Origin of the sequence: Actinomadura bangladeshensis, assembly GCF_004348335.1 — a bacterium.
Taxonomy (GTDB): domain Bacteria; phylum Actinomycetota; class Actinomycetes; order Streptosporangiales; family Streptosporangiaceae; genus Spirillospora; species Spirillospora bangladeshensis.
In genome coordinates, this window is the sequence record NZ_SMJW01000175.1 from 1 (window position 1) to 17,510 (window position 17,510).

General features: G+C 72.5%; 20 protein-coding genes. 9 read left to right on the plus strand and 11 right to left on the minus strand.

Going from position 1 to position 17,510, the window contains the following annotated elements; translation table 11 throughout:
- The 4 genes from E1284_RS27870 to ychF all read right to left on the minus strand — a co-directional run.
- A partial coding sequence (locus E1284_RS27870; RefSeq protein WP_131943115.1) for a conjugal transfer protein occupies nt 1-469 on the minus strand: 469 nt, incomplete at its 3' end.
- 31 nt (nt 470-500) lie between these two features.
- On the minus strand, nt 501-779 hold the full coding sequence (locus E1284_RS27875) for a hypothetical protein (protein WP_131943116.1): 279 nt from the start codon (nt 777-779) through the stop codon (nt 501-503).
- Between the two features lie 60 nt (nt 780-839).
- Nucleotides 840-1,862 carry a conjugal transfer protein gene (locus tag E1284_RS27880; RefSeq protein ID WP_131943117.1) on the minus strand — a complete coding sequence of 341 codons (1,023 nt, stop codon included), beginning with the start codon at nt 1,860-1,862 and terminating at the stop codon, nt 840-842.
- 478 nt (nt 1,863-2,340) lie between these two features.
- Nucleotides 2,341-3,432, minus strand: coding sequence for a redox-regulated ATPase YchF (ychF, locus tag E1284_RS27885; RefSeq protein ID WP_131943118.1), 1,092 nt, complete (start codon nt 3,430-3,432; stop codon nt 2,341-2,343).
- A gap of 154 nt (nt 3,433-3,586) precedes the next feature.
- Between ychF and E1284_RS27890 the strand changes: the two genes are divergently transcribed.
- Together E1284_RS27890 and E1284_RS27895 are read left to right on the plus strand one after the other, a co-directional pair.
- Entirely contained in the window at nt 3,587-4,978 is a 1,392-nt protein-coding gene (locus E1284_RS27890; protein ID WP_131943119.1) for a DNA recombination protein RmuC, read from the plus strand.
- A 56-nt stretch (nt 4,979-5,034) separates the two neighbouring features.
- Nucleotides 5,035-5,577: a DUF6542 domain-containing protein gene (locus E1284_RS27895; protein WP_131943120.1), complete on the plus strand. Its 543-nt coding sequence runs from the start codon at nt 5,035-5,037 to the stop codon at nt 5,575-5,577.
- A 20-nt stretch (nt 5,578-5,597) separates the two neighbouring features.
- On the opposite strand, the gene E1284_RS27900 is transcribed toward E1284_RS27895, so the two are convergent.
- Complete coding sequence (locus E1284_RS27900; RefSeq protein ID WP_131943121.1) at nt 5,598-6,563, minus strand: 4-hydroxy-3-methylbut-2-enyl diphosphate reductase; 966 nt, start codon at nt 6,561-6,563, stop codon at nt 5,598-5,600.
- Nucleotides 6,564-6,718: 155 nt separating this feature from the next.
- Between E1284_RS27900 and E1284_RS27905 the strand changes: the two genes are divergently transcribed.
- On the plus strand, nt 6,719-7,630 hold the full coding sequence (locus E1284_RS27905; RefSeq protein WP_131943122.1) for a DUF8129 domain-containing protein: 912 nt from the start codon (nt 6,719-6,721) through the stop codon (nt 7,628-7,630).
- Between the two features lie 50 nt (nt 7,631-7,680).
- Here the strand turns inward: E1284_RS27905 and E1284_RS27910 are convergent, their stop codons facing one another.
- Entirely contained in the window at nt 7,681-8,106 is a 426-nt protein-coding gene (locus tag E1284_RS27910; RefSeq protein ID WP_243714787.1) for a MarR family winged helix-turn-helix transcriptional regulator, read from the minus strand.
- A 39-nt stretch (nt 8,107-8,145) separates the two neighbouring features.
- On the opposite strand from E1284_RS27910, the gene xseA reads away from it, so the two are divergent.
- Both xseA and E1284_RS27920 read left to right on the plus strand, forming a co-directional pair.
- On the plus strand, nt 8,146-9,360 hold the full coding sequence (xseA, locus tag E1284_RS27915) for an exodeoxyribonuclease VII large subunit (RefSeq protein ID WP_131943123.1): 1,215 nt from the start codon (nt 8,146-8,148) through the stop codon (nt 9,358-9,360).
- Nucleotides 9,361-9,370: 10 nt separating this feature from the next.
- Nucleotides 9,371-9,604 (plus strand): exodeoxyribonuclease VII small subunit, encoded by a 234-nt coding sequence (locus E1284_RS27920; protein WP_131943124.1) that lies wholly within the window; start codon nt 9,371-9,373, stop codon nt 9,602-9,604.
- Between the two features lie 3 nt (nt 9,605-9,607).
- Here E1284_RS27920 and E1284_RS27925 read toward each other — a convergent pair whose 3' ends face one another.
- Together E1284_RS27925 and E1284_RS27930 are read right to left on the minus strand one after the other, a co-directional pair.
- Entirely contained in the window at nt 9,608-10,339 is a 732-nt protein-coding gene (locus E1284_RS27925) for a DUF4245 domain-containing protein (protein ID WP_243714788.1), read from the minus strand.
- A gap of 20 nt (nt 10,340-10,359) precedes the next feature.
- Nucleotides 10,360-11,028, minus strand: a complete 669-nt coding sequence (locus tag E1284_RS27930) for a TetR/AcrR family transcriptional regulator (RefSeq protein ID WP_131943126.1) — start codon at nt 11,026-11,028, stop codon at nt 10,360-10,362.
- A gap of 195 nt (nt 11,029-11,223) precedes the next feature.
- On the opposite strand from E1284_RS27930, the gene glpX reads away from it, so the two are divergent.
- Nucleotides 11,224-12,258, plus strand: coding sequence for a class II fructose-bisphosphatase (gene glpX, locus E1284_RS27935; RefSeq protein ID WP_131943127.1), 1,035 nt, complete (start codon nt 11,224-11,226; stop codon nt 12,256-12,258).
- Here the strand turns inward: glpX and E1284_RS27940 are convergent.
- The gene (locus tag E1284_RS27940) at nt 12,255-12,863 is read right to left on the minus strand and encodes a DUF1707 SHOCT-like domain-containing protein (RefSeq protein ID WP_207923985.1); all 609 of its coding nucleotides are present in this window, start codon (nt 12,861-12,863) and stop codon (nt 12,255-12,257) included. The genes glpX and E1284_RS27940 overlap by 4 nt on opposite strands.
- Nucleotides 12,864-12,947: 84 nt before the next feature.
- On the opposite strand from E1284_RS27940, the gene E1284_RS27945 reads away from it, so the two are divergent.
- The 3 genes from E1284_RS27945 (at nt 12,948) to E1284_RS27955 (ending at nt 16,103) form a co-directional block, all read left to right on the plus strand.
- Nucleotides 12,948-13,901, plus strand: coding sequence for an ABC transporter ATP-binding protein (locus E1284_RS27945; RefSeq protein WP_131943128.1), 954 nt, complete (start codon nt 12,948-12,950; stop codon nt 13,899-13,901).
- Between the two features lie 104 nt (nt 13,902-14,005).
- Nucleotides 14,006-14,800, plus strand: coding sequence for an ABC transporter permease (locus E1284_RS27950; protein ID WP_131943129.1), 795 nt, complete (start codon nt 14,006-14,008; stop codon nt 14,798-14,800).
- A gap of 73 nt (nt 14,801-14,873) precedes the next feature.
- Entirely contained in the window at nt 14,874-16,103 is a 1,230-nt protein-coding gene (locus E1284_RS27955; protein WP_165965455.1) for an MFS transporter, read from the plus strand.
- 54 nt (nt 16,104-16,157) lie between these two features.
- On the opposite strand, the gene E1284_RS27960 is transcribed toward E1284_RS27955, so the two are convergent.
- The gene (locus E1284_RS27960) at nt 16,158-16,388 is read right to left on the minus strand and encodes a hypothetical protein (RefSeq protein WP_131943130.1); all 231 of its coding nucleotides are present in this window, start codon (nt 16,386-16,388) and stop codon (nt 16,158-16,160) included.
- 29 nt (nt 16,389-16,417) lie between these two features.
- On the minus strand, nt 16,418-17,510 hold a 1,093-nt coding region (locus E1284_RS27965), incomplete at its 5' end, for an aminotransferase-like domain-containing protein (protein WP_131943131.1).

A 17,510-nucleotide genomic window follows, 5' to 3' on the forward strand; every position in this document is an offset into this window, starting at 1 on the left:
CCGCGGGGCGGGGCAGGCGGGCCGGGAGGGGGGTCGGCGCGGGCTCCCGGCGGCGCTTGCGGTGGGCCTTGACGGCGGCGCGCTCCATCGCGGCGGGGGCCTCGGCGCGGCGCCACACGCGGGCGACGATCACCACTTCGCGGGGCTCGCGGATGGGGGTGAGGCGGCACCAGGTGCGCGGCTCGGCGAGGTAGCGGGTCTGCGAGAGCAGCAGCTCGGTGAGGCGCTTGCCCTCGATCACCGGGCGCGTCGCCAGCCAGGTCAGGACGCCCGGCGGGACGATGTAGAGGACGTGCCACGGCGACTCGAAGGGGATGCCGACGAGCCTGAGCAGGAGGATCCACGGCACGAACACGCCGAGGAACACGCCGATCTGGACGAGCGGCAGCGGCATCGGAAGCCGCAGGTCGTACAGCTTGTAGAGCCGCTTCTCGATGCGCCAGATGTTCGTGTACGTGGGTAGATCCACGCCCTACTCCCCTAACTGCGCTCCAGGACGTTCAGGAGACGTCCACACCGAGGGCCTTGGCGATCGCCTTGGCCGTCGTCTCGATGATGTTCGGCACGTAGAAGACCACTCCGATTCCGATCGCCAGCACGATGAATTGGACGAAGCGCGTGATCTCGCGGGTGAACAGGAAGAAGATCGCCACGATGGAGACGATCACGAGGAACAGCGGGCCGAATATCTGGCGGAGCCAGTCGGCGAGCTGGTCGGTTTTGAGTTCGTCGTCCGCCAGGATTTCGTACGGAATCGACGCCATGAGGTGTTGCAGCATCGACTGACTACCTTCCTTGGTCGGCGGATTCGGGGGTTGGACAATTCAATTCGCGGCCTCTCATGACGCGTCCGGTTCGGTGGTGCCGCGAATGTCGCGCACGAGCCAGGTCGTGCCCTTCTTGACCATGGCGAGCTGGTAGGTCTGCTCCAGCTCACCGCCGCCGCCCCCGGCGAGCTGCCACACCACCGTCGCGGTGACGGTGCGCTCGCCGCCGGGGCCCTTCGGCGCAACGACCTCCTTGACCTGCACGAACGTGACGGAGTTGGCGAGGCCGGCGATGGTCGTCCCGTCGGAGAAGCGCGACAGCGCCTCCTGGTTGCCGGTCGCGTACTCCTGGAAGAAGGTGCCGAGGAAGGGCTTGAGCTCGTTCTCCAGCGCGGTGTCGCGGTCGTCGACGCCGCCCTGCGGGAGCTGGGCCTTGGTCGGCGGGGGAAGAAGTGCGGGGCGGGCGGACACGACCAGGGAGCCGCTCGTGTCGGCGTACACGGGAACGGCGAGGCGCAGCCACCGGTCGGCGGTGCGGGCGAGCAGCGTCACGGTCGCGTTGTGGGCGTCGCGGGCGTCCACTCCGGCGACCTGGACGGACTGCACCTGCATCTTCCCGACGCTGTTCCACCCGAATTGCGCGTCGGCGCCGTCGGGCAGGAAGGTGCGCAATTGCGCCTCGCGGGCGGGGGCGTTCTTCTGGTCGTAGTTCAGATAGACGTTGGCGAACTGGAGGGCGAACGCGCCCGCGGCGCTGCTGGGGAACGCGGCGCTCTTCGGCGGCTTGGACGATGCGGTGCTCCCGCCGCCGGAGGAGGAGTCGTCGGCGGTGAAGCGCTCGAACGGGGCGCGGACGCCGTTGACGAGGATGACGATGATCAGCGCCCACAGCACGGCGCGGCCGACCCACACCCACCAGCGGCCGCCGGAGCCGCCCCAGCGGCCGCCGCGCGACCGGCCGCGGCCGCGCGGGCCGTCTCGCTCGGGCAGGTCCCACGACGGGTCGGCGGAGGACGCGAGCGCCCGGCCGGGCGCCGCGGTCTCCTCGACTACGGCGGTGTCACGGCCGCGTCCCGCGGCCGACCTGCGAGCCATCCTGCCTCCGCTCGCGCCTCGCCCCCGGTCGGCGCGCTCCTGTGCTGCCTGTGTGCTGCCTGGTCGTGTTCCGGTGGCTTTTCCGAACCCACCTCGGGCCCAGGGTAACCACGGGCGTCAATTGTTCCAGCGCATCGCAGCGAAGCACAGCCCCGGCACGCGGTTGTGGATAATGCAATCCACCTCAGCAGGAACGGGGAAGATTGCCAAACGGTGACGATCCCCTATCCAAGGCTCCGAAGAGTGCGCAGGTCCAGGTTTCGGACAAGCGGCACGACTCGGTTGTTGCTTGGTTACCGGGTGGCCGCGACGGCCGTCGACTGTTCCCGAAAGAAACCGACAATGTGCCACATTCGCGACATCTCACGCTAAAACGCCCAGCTCAGTGGCCCCATGGGCCCCGGAGCGACCCGCTGTTGCCAAAATCACACTGGTCACGGCCGTTGTCAGACGCCGGAACGGCCGATCGGCGGGGCGGTCAGACGTTGAAGCGGAACTCCACGACGTCGCCGTCCTGCATCACGTACTCCTTGCCCTCCATGCGGACCCGGCCGGCGGTGCGGGCGGCGGCCATGGAGCCGGCCTCGACCAGGTCGCCGAAGGAGACGATCTCGGCCTTGATGAAGCCGCGCTGGAAGTCGGTGTGGATGACGCCGGCCGCCTCCGGCGCGGTGGCGCCCTTGCGGATCGTCCAGGCCCGCGCCTCCTTGGGCCCGGCCGTCAGGTAGGTCTGCAGGCCGAGGGTGCCGAACCCGATCCGGACGAGCTGCGAGAGGCCCGACTCCTCCTGGCCCATGCCCTGCAGCAGTTCGAGCGCCTCGTCGTCCGGCAGCTCGATCAGCTCGGCCTCGATCTTGGCGTCCAGGAAGATCGCCTCGGCCGGGGCCACCAGGTCGCGCAGGCGCGCGCGCAGCGCCTCGTCGGTCAGCTCGCTCTCGTCGAGGTTGAAGACGTAGAGGAACGGCTTCGCGGTGAGCAGGTGCAGCTCGCGCAGCAGCGCCGGGTCGATGCCGGCCTTGTCCGCGCCCGCGAAGAGCGTGACGCCGTCGTTCAGCAGCTTCTGCGCGGCGTTGACGGCGTCGACGACGGCGAGCTTGTCCTTGTCCTTCTTGGTGCGCGCCTCCTTGTCGAGGCGCGGCAGCGCCTTCTCGATCGTCTGGAGGTCGGCCAGGATCAGCTCGGTGTTGATCGTCTCGATGTCGCGGGACGGGGCGACGTCGCCGTCCACGTGCGTGACGTCGGGGTCCTCGAACGCGCGGATGACCTGGCAGATCGCGTTGGTCTCGCGGATGTTGGCGAGGAACTTGTTGCCGAGGCCCTGGCCCTCGGACGCGCCTTTCACGATGCCCGCGATGTCGACGAACTCCATCGTCGCCGGGATGATCTTCTGCGAGCCGAAGATCTCCGCCAGCGCGTGCAGGCGCGGGTCGGGCACCCCGACCACGCCGACGTTGGGCTCGATGGTCGCGAACGGGTAGTTGGCGGCCAGCGCGTCGTTCTTGGTCAGCGCGTTGAACAGGGTGGACTTGCCGACGTTGGGCAGCCCGACGATTCCGATGGAGAGGCTCACGGCGGTCAAGTCTATGAGCGCCCGGGGACCCCTCGTACGGCCGCGCGGACTGCCGCGAAACTCCGCCCGTTCCGCCGGATGTCCGGAACGCGGCGTCCGCCGGGCATCGGCGCGTCGCGGTCGTGCTTCGCCGCCGCGCTGCCACGATGAGCGGATGGACCTCGCGCTGCTCGCCGGCCTGCTCCTCGGCGCCGTCTTCGGCGCCGTCGCCGGGTACGCGCTGGCCACGGGCCGGCAGGCGAGCAGGCACGGCGCGCTGATCGCGCGGGCGCGGGCGGCCGAGGAGAAGCTCGCCTACGCCGAGGACCGGATGGCCGAGCACTTCGAGAACCTGTCCGCGAAGGCGCTGGACGCCAGCAACCAGCGGTTCCTGGAGCTGGCGGACGCGCGGCTCAAGGCGGCCGGGGCCGAGGCGGCGGGCGATCTGCAGCGCCGCCAGCAGGCCGTCGAGCATCTGGTCGCGCCGCTCAAGGAGACCCTCGCCAAGGTCGAGGAGCAGCTCCGCGAGGTGGAGACGGGCCGCCGCGAGTCGCACGCGATGCTGGCCAAGCAGGTCGACTTCGTCCGGCAGAGCTCCGACCAGCTGCGCCGCGAGACCCAGTCGCTCGTCCGGGCGCTGCAGCGGCCCGAGGCGCGGGGACGGTGGGGCGAACTGCAGCTGCGCCGGGTCGTGGAGCTGGCGGGCATGACGCACCACTGCGACTTCGACGAGCAGGCGAGCGCCTTCACGGCCGACGGCACGGTGCGTCCCGACATGGTGGTGCGGCTGGCCGGCGGCAAGAGCATCGTGGTCGACTCCAAGGTCTCCCTGGCCGCCTACCTGCAGGCCGCCGAGAGCGGCGACCCGGTCCGGCTGGACGCGCACGCCCGCCATCTGCGCGACCACGTCGACCGCCTGGCCGCCAAGTCGTACTGGCAGGCGTTCAGCCCCGCGCCGGAGTTCGTGGTCCTGTTCATCCCCGGCGAGGCGTTCCTCGCCCCGGCGCTCGACCGCGACCCCGGCCTGCTGGAGTACGCGATGCGCCGCCGAGTGCACATCGCCACGCCGACCACCCTCATCACGATGCTGCGGACGGCGTCCTACGCGTGGCAGCAGGCCGCCCTCTCCCGCAACGCCCGCGCGGTCTTCGAACTGGGCAAGGAACTGTACGAGCGGCTCGGCACGATGGGGCAGCACGTCGACGAACTGGGCCGCGCGCTGACCGGCGCCATCAAGTCCTACAACCGGACGGTCGGATCGCTGGAAACCCGCGTGCTGGTCAGTGCGCGCAAGCTGAACGAACTCGGCGTGGTCGACGACCGCCTCGACGGCCCGCGTCCCGTGGAGGAAAGCCCCCGCGCGCTCTCCGCAGCCGAACTCACCGCGGCGGACGACCTCCCGGACGGCCGTCAAGACGGCGAGGAACTCCGGCCCGCCCCGGGCGCGGAAGCGGTAGGTTTCGGCTCAGAGGCCATCCCCGAGCAGATCGACCGGCGCGACCGCCCCGAGCGGAGCGGACCGGGGAGTGCGGGGGATCCCTCCCCCACGGCGAAGGGGTGGCGATGAGTTCATCGACGGCACGCGATGCGCCCGGCGGCGCCTCGCCGGCTCCGGGGGGTTCTGTGGGACGTCGGCACGGCGCCGCCGCGCCGCGCTCGCGGGCCGCGGGGAGCCCGGTCACGCTGACCGGGCGCGGCGGCATCGTCGTCATGTTCGCCGCCGGGGTCGTGTGCGGGCTGCTGTCGCGCTGGTTCGACGTGCCGCTGCTCGCCGGCGCCGGGTTCGCGATCGGCTGCGCGCTGGCCGCGTTCGCGACGCGTCCCGCCGACCTGCTGACGCTCGTCGTCAGCCCCCCGCTGGTGTTCTTCGCCGCCACCGTCACGGTCGTGTTCGCGACCACGCTCGGCAACGGCTCGCTGCTGCGCGGCCTCACGGTCGGCGTCCTCACCGCACTGGCTGCCACCGCGCCGTGGCTGTTCTTCGGCACGCTGCTGGTGCTGGTGATTTGCCTGGCGCGGGGCCTCATGACCAACGTCCGCGAGCTGCGCGACAAGCTGGTCGGGGTGCGTCTCTTCGAGAAGGAGGAGAACGAGAACCCCGTCCGGTGGGACGAGGCCCCGGCCGCGACGCGGGACCGCCGCCTCCACCACGGCGAGGTCGACTGACCCCGCCGCGCCCCGAGCGGTCAGACCGGCGTGATGCGGAGGTCCTTGCGGAGTTCCTTGGGCAGGGAGAAGCGCATGCGCTCCTGGACGGACTCGATCTCCTCCGCCTCGCCGAAGCCGCGCTCGGCGAGCCAGGCGAGGACCTCCTGGACCAGTTCGTCCGGGACGGACGCGCCGCTGGTGACGCCGACGGTGGTGACGCCCTCCAGCCAGGCCGGGTCGATCTGCTCGGCGTAGTCGACGAGGTGGGCGTCGTCGGCGCCGTGCTCCTTGGCGACCTCGACCAGCCGCACGGAGTTCGAGGAGTTCGTGGAGCCGACGACGATGACGAGCTGGGACTGCGCCGCCATCTCCTTCACGGCGACCTGCCGGTTCTGGGTGGCGTAGCAGATGTCGTCGGACGGCGGGTCCATCAGCTTGGGGAACCGCTCGCGGAGCTTCTCGACGGTGGCGACGGTCTCGTCCACCGACAGCGTGGTCTGCGACAGCCACGCCACCTTCTCGGGGTCGCGGACCTGGACGTTGGCGACGTCGTCGGGGCCGTCGACGAGGTGGATGTGGTCAGGGGCCTCACCGGTGGTGCCGATCACCTCCTCGTGCCCCTCGTGGCCGATCAGCAGGATGTCGTAGTCCTGCGCGGCGAACCGCACGGCCTCCTTGTGGACCTTGGTGACCAGCGGGCAGGTGGCGTCGATGGTGCGCAGGTCGAGGCCCTTGGCCTCCTCGTGCACGACGGGCGCCACGCCGTGCGCGGAGAACACGACGATCGACCCCTCGGGGACCTCCTCGGTCTCGTCCACGAAGATCGCGCCGCGCTCCTCCAGCGTCTTCACGACGTGGACGTTGTGCACGATCTGCTTGCGGACGTAGATCGGCGCCCCGTACTTCTCCAGGGCGATCTCGACCGTCTGGACGGCCCGGTCGACGCCTGCGCAGTAACCACGCGGCTTGGCGAGCAGGACTCGGCGCTGGCTGTTGGCGGTCATGGCTCTATCGTACGAGTGACCGGGGCATAGGAGTGACCGGGCTGTGACCGACTCCATGCCGTATTTGGACAGAAATCCATTAACCCGGGGAGACCCTCATCGCACCCATGGGGCAGAGTGGTCCTCACGAGACGAGGCAGGAAGAGGAAGAGTCGATGACGAAATCGCCGCGCCGCCTCAAGGAGCAGGTCCGGGACACGGTGGGCGAGCAGGTCCGCGATCTCCCGCTGCACGCCGTCCGGCTGGCCATGTTCGGCGTCGGCCGGGCGCTGCTGCTGGGCGACCGGCTCACCCGGGACTACAAGGAGATCACCGAGGGCGGCGGCGTGAAGCCGGTGATCGGGCGGCTGCGCGACGACGTCCAGACCACGGCCGAGAAGGTCGTCGGGCGCGTGGTCGAGCGGGTCCGCGGTGAGGAGGCCGAGCCCGAACCCGAGCCGGAGCCCGTCCGCCGGACCCGGCCCGCGGGCCGGACGCCCGCCGCGCGCACGGCAGGTGCGGAGATCTCCGTCGGCAAGCCCGGCGCCGAGCCGCGGCACGCGCCGAAGCACGCGCGGCCCGGGGTGCCGCCGAAGCCCGCCAAGCCGGGCGCGCTGGGACGCAGGCACGCCAAGCCGGCGGACGAGCACGCCGGCGAGGGTGCGCCGGTCGCCGAGCCCGCGCCGAAGCCGGTGCCGTCCGAGCCGAAGCCGGAGCCCGCACCGCAGGCCGAGCCCGCCCCGAGCCCGGAGCCCGCCGAGGCGAAGAAGCCGGCCGACACCGGCAAGCCCGCACCGGCCGAGGCGTCGGACGAGGCGACGGAGAAGGCGGTCACCGAGGACGAGAAGGCGTTCGAGCCGAAGCCGGAGAACAAGCCGGCCGCCCCGGCGGAGGCCGCGCACATCGCCGAGGACCTGCCGGTCCCCGACTACGACACGGCGACGCTGCCGCAGCTGCGGGCGCGCCTGCGCGGCCTGTCCGTCGAGCAGGTGAAGCTGCTGCGCGAGTACGAGCGCAAGCACGCCGGCCGCGAGGACGTCATCCGCATGTACGAGCGCCGCATCGCCAAGCTCAACGGCCTCGGCTGACGCTCGGCCGCGACGGAGGAGCCCCCGGCCTGCCCGGGGGCTTCTGCGCGTCAGGACCCGCCGAGGAGCTTGTCGAAGGCGGGCAGGGCCGCCGCGACCAGCGAGCGTTCCGCGTCCGTCAGGTTCGCGAGCCGCTCGGTGAGGAACGCGAGCCGGCGCTCCCGGCCCTCGGCCAGCCGGTCGCGGCCCGCCGCGGTGAGCCGCGCCGTGACGACCCGGGCGTCGGCGCCGTCCCGGCCGCGGGTGATCAGCGCGTCGCGCTCCAGCCGGTTGATCTGCGCGGTCATGGTCGGCAGCCGGACGCCGTGCTCGGCGGCCAGCTCGGTCATCCGGCGCGGCCCGTGCTCCAGCGACCCGAGCACGGACAGCTGCTGCGGCGTGACCGGCTGGTCGGCGCTCACCTGCCGCAGCATCAGCACGACGTGGCGCAGGCGCAGGTTGAGCTGCTCGGCGAGCTCGCGTTCGGATGCGGTCACGTTCACTCTCCTCAAGGTCGTAGTCAGTAGTGTTCCTGCATGGCGATGGAGACCACGGCCGAATCCCCGGTTCCGGTGCGGACGGTGCTGCAGGCGGTGAGCGGCTGGATCGGCAGGCTAGGCCGGATCTGGGTCGAGGGCCAGATCACCGACCTCAACGCCCGCGGCGGGACGGTCTACATGACGCTCCGCGACCCGGTGGCGAACATGTCGGTGCGGGTCGTCGGGCCGCGCGCGGTGTTCGAGGCCGCCGGGCCGGCGGTGGCCGACGGCGCCCGCGTCGTGGTGCACGCCAAGCCGGACTTCTGGATCAACCGGGGGACGTTCTCGCTGAGCGTGCTGGAGATCCGGCCGGTCGGGGTCGGGGAGCTGCTGGCCCGGCTGGAGCGGCTGAAGCAGGTCCTGGCGTCGGAGGGGCTGTTCCGGCCGGAGCGCAAGCGCCCGCTGCCGTTCCTGCCCGGGAAGATCGGGCTGATCTGCGGGCGCGACTCCGACGCCGAGCACGACGTTCTGCAGAACGCCCGGCGGCGCTGGCCCGCGGTCGCGTTCCGGGTGGAGAACACCGCGGTGCAGGGCTCGTACGCGGTCGGCGAGGTGATGGAGGCGCTGCGGGCGCTGGACGCCGATCCCGAGATCGATGTGATCATCATCGCGCGGGGCGGCGGCGCGATGGAAGACCTGCTGCCGTTCTCCGACGAGGCGCTCGTCCGGGCGGTGTCGGCGGCCCGCACCCCGGTGGTCAGCGCGATCGGGCACGAGCAGGACTCCCCCATCCTGGACCTGGTCGCGGACGTGCGCGCCTCGACCCCGACGGACGCGGCGAAGAAGGCCGTGCCGGACGTGCGGGAGCAGCTGCAGCTCGTCCGGCAGCTGCGCGACCGGGGGCGGCGCTGCCTGGCGGGGGCCGTCGACCGGGAGCTGGCGTGGCTGAGGGCGGTGCGGTCGCGGCCCGCGCTGGCCGACCCGGTACGGGAGATCGAGCGGCAGTCCGAGCAGGTCGCGGCGCTGCGGGACCGGACGCGCCGGTGCCTGTCCGGGGCGCTGGACCGGGCCGGGGACGAGCTGTCGCACACCCGCGCCCGGCTGCTGGCCCTGTCCCCCGCCGCCACGCTGGAGCGCGGCTACGCGATCGTCCAGCGGGAGGACGGGTCGGTCGTGCGCGAGGCCGCGGCCGTCAAGGACGGGGAGCATCTGCACGTGCGGCTGTCCGACGGGCGCCTGGACGTGGCCGTGACCGGCCGTGAGGGGTCTTAGGGTAGGGCAGGTGGCGGACGACGAGGGGACGGCGGAGAAGCCGTCGTACGAGCAGGCACGGGACGAGCTGACCGAGGTCGTCAAGCGGCTGGAGGCGGGCGGGCTCACGCTGGAGGAGTCGCTCGGGCTGTGGGAGCGGGGCGAGAAGCTCGCCGCGGTGTGCGAGGAGTGGCTGGAGGGCGCCCGCGCACGGCTCGCCGCCGCCCTCGACAGGCCCGAGAACGGGGACGCGGCCCCGTTCTGACGGTCAGGAGGCCGGTGTCGCCGCCGGCGAGGGCGCGAGCGTCGCGCCCTCCTTGCTCTGCGGCTTGAGCGACGCCGCCAGGACGGCCAGCTCCTGGTAGGACGCGGTGCCGGTCAGCACGAGGCTGGCGCCGTCCGGCAGGGTGCGGGCGAGGGTGTTGGCCTTCTTGTCCTTGCGGTGGTACTTCGTCCAGGTGACGCCGTCGACCTGCTGCGTCCCGACCGGCGTGCTGCTGTTGGCCATGCGCGGGACGTACTCCGACGCCTTCTCGTTGCTCTGCTCCAGCGCCGCGTACTCGTCGCTCGGCGTCACGAACCCGAGGTGCCAGGAGACCGGGTCCTTGCCGCCGGACTTCAGCCCGTTCAGCCGGGAGCTGTTCGGGCGCCAGTCGGCGGGCAGGCCCACGGGCGCGTACACGGTGAACGGCGCGTCGCTGCGCATCGCCCACAGCTGCGAGCTGTAGTCGACGGTCGGCAGGACCTCCTTGTCGCCGCGCGGCGACACGACGTAGATCGCCAGCACCAGCAGCAGGCACGCGGCCATCGCGAGCGTGAAGCCGCCGAGCCCCGTGGTCAGCCGCTTGTGCACGCCGGGGCTGACCTCGACGATCGGCCGCCCGGACGCGTCCTGCCGGGCCGGGGTCTCCTGCTCGTGCGGGGCCTGCGCGCCGTCCTCGGCGCGCGGTTCGGTGCGCGCTCCGGGCTCCGCGGCGGTGGAAGGGGTCTTGTCGCTCACCCCTCCAGGATCCCCCACGGTCAGCGCTGCTCCGTACGGGGGTTGCGGATCGTGCCGACGATGCCCATGATCTCCTCGGCGAGGCGGCGGGCGGCGTCCTCGTCGTCCAGCAGCGAGATCTCCGAGACCGCGCCCGCCATCGCGCCGGTCAGCACGGTGACGAGGGCCTCGTCGACGCCGCCGCCGGGGGTGTGGAACAGCGCGGCGTTGCGGCGCGCCCACTTGTTGAGCCGCTGCCGCATGACGCGGTCGAACCCGGGCGGGCCGTCGCCGGAGATGAACAGCCGGGCGGCGTCGCGCTCGTCGAGGCAGCCGTTCAGGTAGGCGCCCGCGCCGGCGATGAACTGCCGCATGGGGTCGGTCTCGCCCGCCTCCCGGACGGCGCTGATCGCCTCGCGGGTGCGCTCCTGCTGGCGGCCCTGGAAGTCCTCGAACAGCGTGAGATACAGGTCCGCCTTGCCGTTGAAGTGGTGGTAGAGGCTGCCGACGCTGGCGCCCGCCTTGGCGACGATGTCGGTGACCGCGGCCTGGGCGAACCCCGACGCACAGAAGACGTCCCTGGCCGCGGTCAGCAGTGCGCCGCGCGTGGCGGCCCCGCGGTCGGAGGTCCGGGCGGGCGCCTCGGCCGGGCGCCGCGCACCCCCGTCGCGGGCCACCTCGCCGGACGAGACGTCGATGTCGCTGCTCATGGTGCCTGAGATTACGCCCTCTCCCATGGGGAAACGATCCCTTGCCCGCGTGACCGTCAAATCAGGGCGCCGCGCGGGGCTGGTACCGCGGGTGCCGGTACGATCCGTGCGTTCGGCTGGTCTGGTCCAATTTGTGGCCCGCCGTCCGGTCCACGGAGAATCCGAGGCACCACCGAACGAAGGGGCTGCCCCGTCATGTCCGATGAGACCACCGTTTCCTCCCCGCTCGCGACCGAGCCGGAGGCTCCCGACCGCAACCTGGCGATGGAGCTCGTCCGGGTGACCGAGGCCGCCGCGATGGCCGCGGCCCGCTGGGTGGGCCGGGGCGACAAGAACGGCGCCGACGGGGCGGCGGTGAACGCCATGCGCCAGCTGATCAACACGGTGTCCATGCAGGGTGTCGTCGTGATCGGCGAGGGCGAGAAGGACCACGCGCCGATGCTGTTCAACGGCGAGGAGGTCGGGGACGGCTCCGGCGCCGAGTGCGACGTCGCGGTCGACCCGGTGGACGGGACGCGGCTGACCGCGCTCGGCATGAACAACGCGATCGCGGTGCTGTCGGTGGCACCGCGCGGGTCGATGTTCGACCCGTCCGCCGTGTTCTACATGGAGAAGCTGGTGACCGGCCCGGAGGCGGCGGACGTCGTCGACATCGAGCGGCCGATCGCCGACAACATCCGCGCGATCGCCCGCGCGAAGGGGTCCTCGCCGCACGACGTGACCGTCTGCATCCTGGACCGGCCGCGGCACGAGGGCATCGTGAAGGAGGTCCGCGAGGCCGGGGCGCGGATCAAGTTCATCCTGGATGGCGACGTGGCGGGCGCGATCATGGCGTCCCGTCCGGGCACCGGCGTGGACCTGCTGCTCGGCATCGGCGGCACCCCGGAGGGCATCATCGCGGCGTGCGCGATCAAGGCGCTGGGCGGGGTGATCCAGGGCCGGCTGTGGCCGCAGGACGACGCGGAGAAGCAGAAGGCGAAGGACGCCGGGCACGACCTCGGCCGGGTGCTGACCACCGACGACCTGGTGACGTCCGACGACGTGTTCTTCGCCGCGACCGGGATCACCGACGGGGAGCTGGTCGACGGCGTCCGCTACAGCAAGGGCACGGCGGTGACGCACTCGCTGGTGATGCGCTCGCGCAGCGGGACGATCCGGACGATCTCCAGCGAGCACCAGCTGAGCAAGCTGCGCGCCTACAGCGCGATCAACTTCGACACGGCGGTCTAGCGGCCCCGGCCGAGCCGGCCGCGGACGCGGGCGCGCAGCGACCGCTTCGGCGCGCGGGCGCGCACCGAGCCGAAGATCACCGTGCCGCCGACCTCGACCGTGGGCCCGTCCTGCGCGGGCCGGGCCCGCAGGTCGCGGGTGCTGAGGATGGTGCGGCCGGTGACGCTGACGCCGACGCCGTCGGGGACGATCAGCCGGATCCGGCCGCCGAGCACGAGCGAGTCGACCACGACGTGGCGGCGCTGCAGCACGGCTTCGCGCAGGTCGAGTTCGACCGTTCCGAACAGGGCGAGCAGCGGCAGCTTCACCGGGACGACCCAGCGGCCCTCCCGCCGGGTGCGGCCGAAGAACACCGAGACCGGGCGGTCGTCGACGAGGATGGGCTGGGCCTCCTCGGGGCTGAGGTCGCGGGTGAGGCCGGTCAGCTCGCCGAGGGTGCGGGCGGCGTAGACGCGGGAGGTGCGCTCGGAGTGCTCCTCCAGGGTGAGCCGCCCGTCCGCGAGGGCCTCGCCGAGCACGGCGGCGACGCGCTCCCGGTCGGCGTCGGACGCGCGCAGGTCGCGCACGCTGGTGGCCTTGCCGGCCGGGCGATGGGGGACGTCCACCCCTAGAGGTTAACCTCCGGCGGGCGCACGGCCTGCGAGAAAACCGTTGGGGCCGCGGTGGCCCCCGTCCCTAGGGTGAGGGGTATGACCTTGCAACGTGCCCAGATCGCGGCGGCCCGGGACGGGGCGGGGACGGCGGCGATCAGCCTGCGCGGCGTCGTGAAGCGGTTCGGCGGCTTCACCGCCGTGGACGGGCTGGACCTGGAGGTTCCGACCGGGGTCTGCCTGGGGCTGCTGGGCCCGAACGGCGCCGGGAAGTCGACGACGATGAAGATGCTGACCGCGCAGGCGATCGCCACCGAGGGGAGCATCGAGGTGCTCGGTTTCAGCGTCCCCCGGGAGTCCAAGCGGGCGCGGGCCGCGATGGGGGTCGTCCCGCAGCAGGACAACCTCGACGAGGAGCTGACCGCGCGGGAGAACCTGGAGGTGTTCGCGCACCTGTACCGGGTGCCGCGCAAGGAGCGGCGCAAGGCCGTGGACGACGCGCTCGCGATCGCGCACCTGACCGAGCGGCAGCGCACGAAGGTGGACGACCTGTCGGGCGGCATGCGGCGCCGGCTGCTGATCGCCCGCGGGCTGGTGCACCGGCCCGCGCTCGTCCTGCTGGACGAGCCGACCGTCGGCCTCGACCCGCAGGTGCGGGCGGAGCTGTGGGGGCTCATCGACGGGCTGCGGGCCGGGGGCACGACCGTGCTGATGTCCACGCACTACATCGAGGAGGCCGAGCGGCTGGCGGACGAGTGCGCGCTGATGTCGCACGGCAGGGTCATCGCGCGGGGGTCGCCGTCCGAGCTGGTGGCCGAGTATGCGGGCGAGCGGGTCGTCGAGCACCACGGGCCGCCGGAACGGCTGGCGGAGGTGGAGCGGCTGGCGCGGGCCGCGGGCCTGCCGACGCGCCGCACCGGCCCGTCGGTGTCGGTGCTGAAGGCGGAGACGATCCCGCCCTCGCTGGAGGACGAGCTGGGCCCGGACGGCGTGCGCCGCGCCGCGAGCCTGGAGGACGTGTTCGTGGTATTGACGGGGGAGCGCGTCGAATGAGCGCAGCGAACCGGGGGGTGCGGGGGGTCGCCCCCTCGCAGGAAGCGGGTATGAGCGCAGCGGAGCGGGGGGCGCGGGGGGTCGCCCCCTCACAGGAAGCGGGTATGAGCGCAGCGGAGCGGGCGCCGCGGCTCCGGCGGTTCGAGTTCGCGCCGGTGCGGGGCATCTGGCGGCACGAGTTGGCCCTCTACAAGCGTTACTGGAAGTCGCAGTCGTTCGCCTCGATGGTGGAGCCGACGTTCTACCTGCTGGCGTTCGGCTACGGGTTCGGCTCGATGGTCGCGGTGGTCGCCGGGTTCCGGTACCTGGACTTCGTCGCGACCGGCGTCGTCGGAACGGCGGCGCTGTTCACGTCGATCTTCCCGGGCATGTTCAACGCCTACATCAGGCGCGTGTTCCAGCACACCTACGACGCGATGCTGGCGGCGCCCGTGGACGTCCACGAGCTGGTGACGGCCGAGGCGCTGTGGATCGCGGCCAAGTCGGCGGTGTACTCGTGCACGCCGCTGATCGTGGCGCTGTTCTTCGGCCTCGACCCCTCGTTCGGGATGCTGCTGGTGCCGTTCGTGACGTTCTTCACCGCGCTCGGCTTCGGCCTGTTCGGCATGTGGACGTCCTCGGTGGTGCCGTCGATCAACTCGTTCGACTACGTGATCACCGGCGTGGTGACCCCGCTGTTCCTGATCGCCGGGACGTTCTTCCCGGTGGACGCGCTGCCGGACTGGGCGCAGAAGGCGTCCTACCTGAACCCGCTCTACCACTGCGTGGAGCTGGTCCGGGACGCGGTGTTCGGGCTGGACCCGCTGGCCGATCTCGGCCATCTGGGCGCGCTGATGGCCTTCGCGGCGCTGATGTGGCTCATCGCCGTCCGCGGCATGCGCGGGCGCCTCGTCGATTGACGATTGACCTGGCACGTACCCTGTCCCTACGCTGACGCGAATCTTCTTCACGTTGCCAGAGAGGTCGGGCCGCATGACCCAGGGCATCACCGCGCGGGACCGCCAGGCCCGATTCGCCGCGTACACGGCGTTCGCCGTGCAGGGGCTGTGCTTCGCCTCGCTGGTGACGCAGGTGCCGCAGCTGCAGAAGGCGCACCATCTGAGCGACGCCACGCTGTCGCTGGTGCTGCTCATGGTGCCGCTGGTCGCCGGAGTGGGGAGCGTCGTGTCCGGCGCCCTGTTCCAGCGGCTCGGCAGCGGACCGGTGCTGCGCGTCGCCCAGCCGGCCGTGGCCGTCATGATCGCGCTGATCGGCCTCACCGGCGACAACGACATCGCGCTGTACGCCGCGGTCGCGCTGTTCGGCCTGTTCGTCGGCGCGGTGGACGCCTCGATGAACGCGCAGGCGGTCGCCGTCGAGCGCCGCTACGGGCTCAGCCTGATCACCGGCTTCTACGCGGTGTGGAGCGTCGCGGGCATCGCCGGCGGGCTCTGGGCGTCGCTGTCCAACAAGATCGACCTGTCGCTGTTCACCTGCTTCGGGATCGCCGCCGCGGTGGGGGTCGCCGCCTCCCTCGCCACCGGGCACCGCCTGTACCGCCGCGCGGAGGAGGGCGGCGGGCCGACCGCCGAGGAGCTGAAGGCCGCCGGGCGCAGCGTCCCGTGGCGCCCGATCCTCGTCGTCGGCGCCGCGATGGCCGTCGCCTACCTCGCCGACGCGGCGATCTCCAACTACGGCGCCAAGTACCTGGACGACGAACTGGCCGCGAGCGACTGGGTCGCGCCGCTCGGCTACGTCGCCTACCAGATCACCATGGTGATCAGCCGCGGCGTCGCCGACTTCGCCGTCCGCCGCTCGGGCGCCGTCCAGGTGGTGCGGATCGGCGGCCTGGTCGGCATCGTCGGCATGGCCGGGGTCGTCGCGGCGCCGAACGCGGCCTTCGCGATCGCCGCGTTCGCCGTGGCCGGCCTCGGCCTCAGCGTGATCGCCCCGGTCTCCTTCACCGCCGCCGCCCGGGTCGACCCGACGGGCCTCGGCGTGGCCGTGTCCCGAGTGAACATCTTCAACTACGTGGGGTTCGTCCTGGGCGCCGCCGTGGTCGGCGCCATCGCCCCCATGAGCTCCGACCACGGCCTACGCCTGGCCTTCATCGTCCCCACGGCCCTGATCCTGGTCGTCTTCGCAACCGCGAAGGGCTTCGACCCAAAGCCAGTGCCAGGCGCCGACCCGAACGCCCCCGCCATGGAACGCCCAGTCGTGTAGGCCACGGCAGGCCCCCGGCCGTGTTCGAGCACGACCGGGGGCTTCAGCGGTCGATCACGCGTCTTCGAGTGATCTGATGGCCCTTTCGCCTTCGGCTTGGGCCTGTTCCGGGGTCATGTCCGTCAGGGCGCGGCTGAGCGCGACCTCGGCGGCGTCGGCGGCGGCCCGGAGGGTCACGGCGTGCTCCTGTGCCCGTTCGAGGTCGCCCAAGCCGATGCAGTCGAAGGCCACCTGCGCGTCGTGGCCGGCCATTTTCAGCTGCCGTGCGGCCTCATCCAGACTCATCCATACCTCCTACACCGGGAATGCGAGTTCTACCCATCGGCACCGTGGGTAACCGCTTGACCCAGCAGTTCCGCCGCCTTGACCAGGCGGGTCTCGCTCAGGCCCGCGTAGCCGAGGACGAGCGCGGGCGGCGCGTCCGCGGCGCGTCCGGCCGACCAGAGGGAGCGGGCGCCGGTGACGGCGACGCCCATCCGGGCGGCGCCGGCCACGACCGCGTCCTCGTCGCATCCGGGCGGTAGTTCCACGTAGAGGTGGATGCCCGCTGAGACGCCGTGAACCCTCGCGGCGGGCAGGTGGGCGCCGAGGGCGGCGGTGAGGGCGTCCCGCCGGGCCCGGTAGCGGCGCCGCATGGTGCGCAGGTGCCGGTCGTACCCGCCGGTGCGGAGGAACTCGGTGAGCGCGTACTGCTCCACGACGGGGGCGCCGAGGTCGCTGCGGGAGCGGTGGTCGCGCAGCCGCGCGGCGAGGGCCGGCGGGGCGACGGCCCAGCCGAGCCGCAGCGCGGGCGCGAGGGACTTGCTGACCGAGCCGAGCAGGACGACCCGGTCGGGGTCCACGCCCTGGAGGCAGCCGACGGGGTCGCGGTCGTAGCGGAACTCGGCGTCGTAGTCGTCTTCCAGGATCAGGCCGTCCACGTCCCGCGCCCAGGCGATCAGCGCGGCGCGGCGGGCGGCCGACAGCACCACGCCGGTCGGGTACTGGTGCGCGGGCGTGACGAGGACGGCGCGGGCGCCGCTGCGGGCGAGCGCCGCGACGTCCAGGCCCTCCTCGTCGACCGGGACGCGGGCGAGCCGCAGCCCGGCGGACTCCATCATCGGCAACTGCCGGGCGCTCGTCGGGTCCTCGACGGCGAGCGCCGGGTTCCCGCCCTGCGCGCGCAGCAGCGCCAGGAGGGCGGACAGCCCGTGCGCCACCCCGTTCATGATCACGACCCGGCCGGGGTCGGCGTGCGCGGCGCGGACCCGGCCGAGGTAGCCGGCGAGCTCCGCGCGCAGGGCCGGGACGCCGCCGGGGTCGGGGTAGCCGAGCGCGTCGTGCGGCAGGGTGCGCAGCGCGGCGCGGGCGGCGGCGATCCAGCGTTCGCGGGGGAAGGCGGCGAGGTCGGGGCGGCCGGGGGTGAGG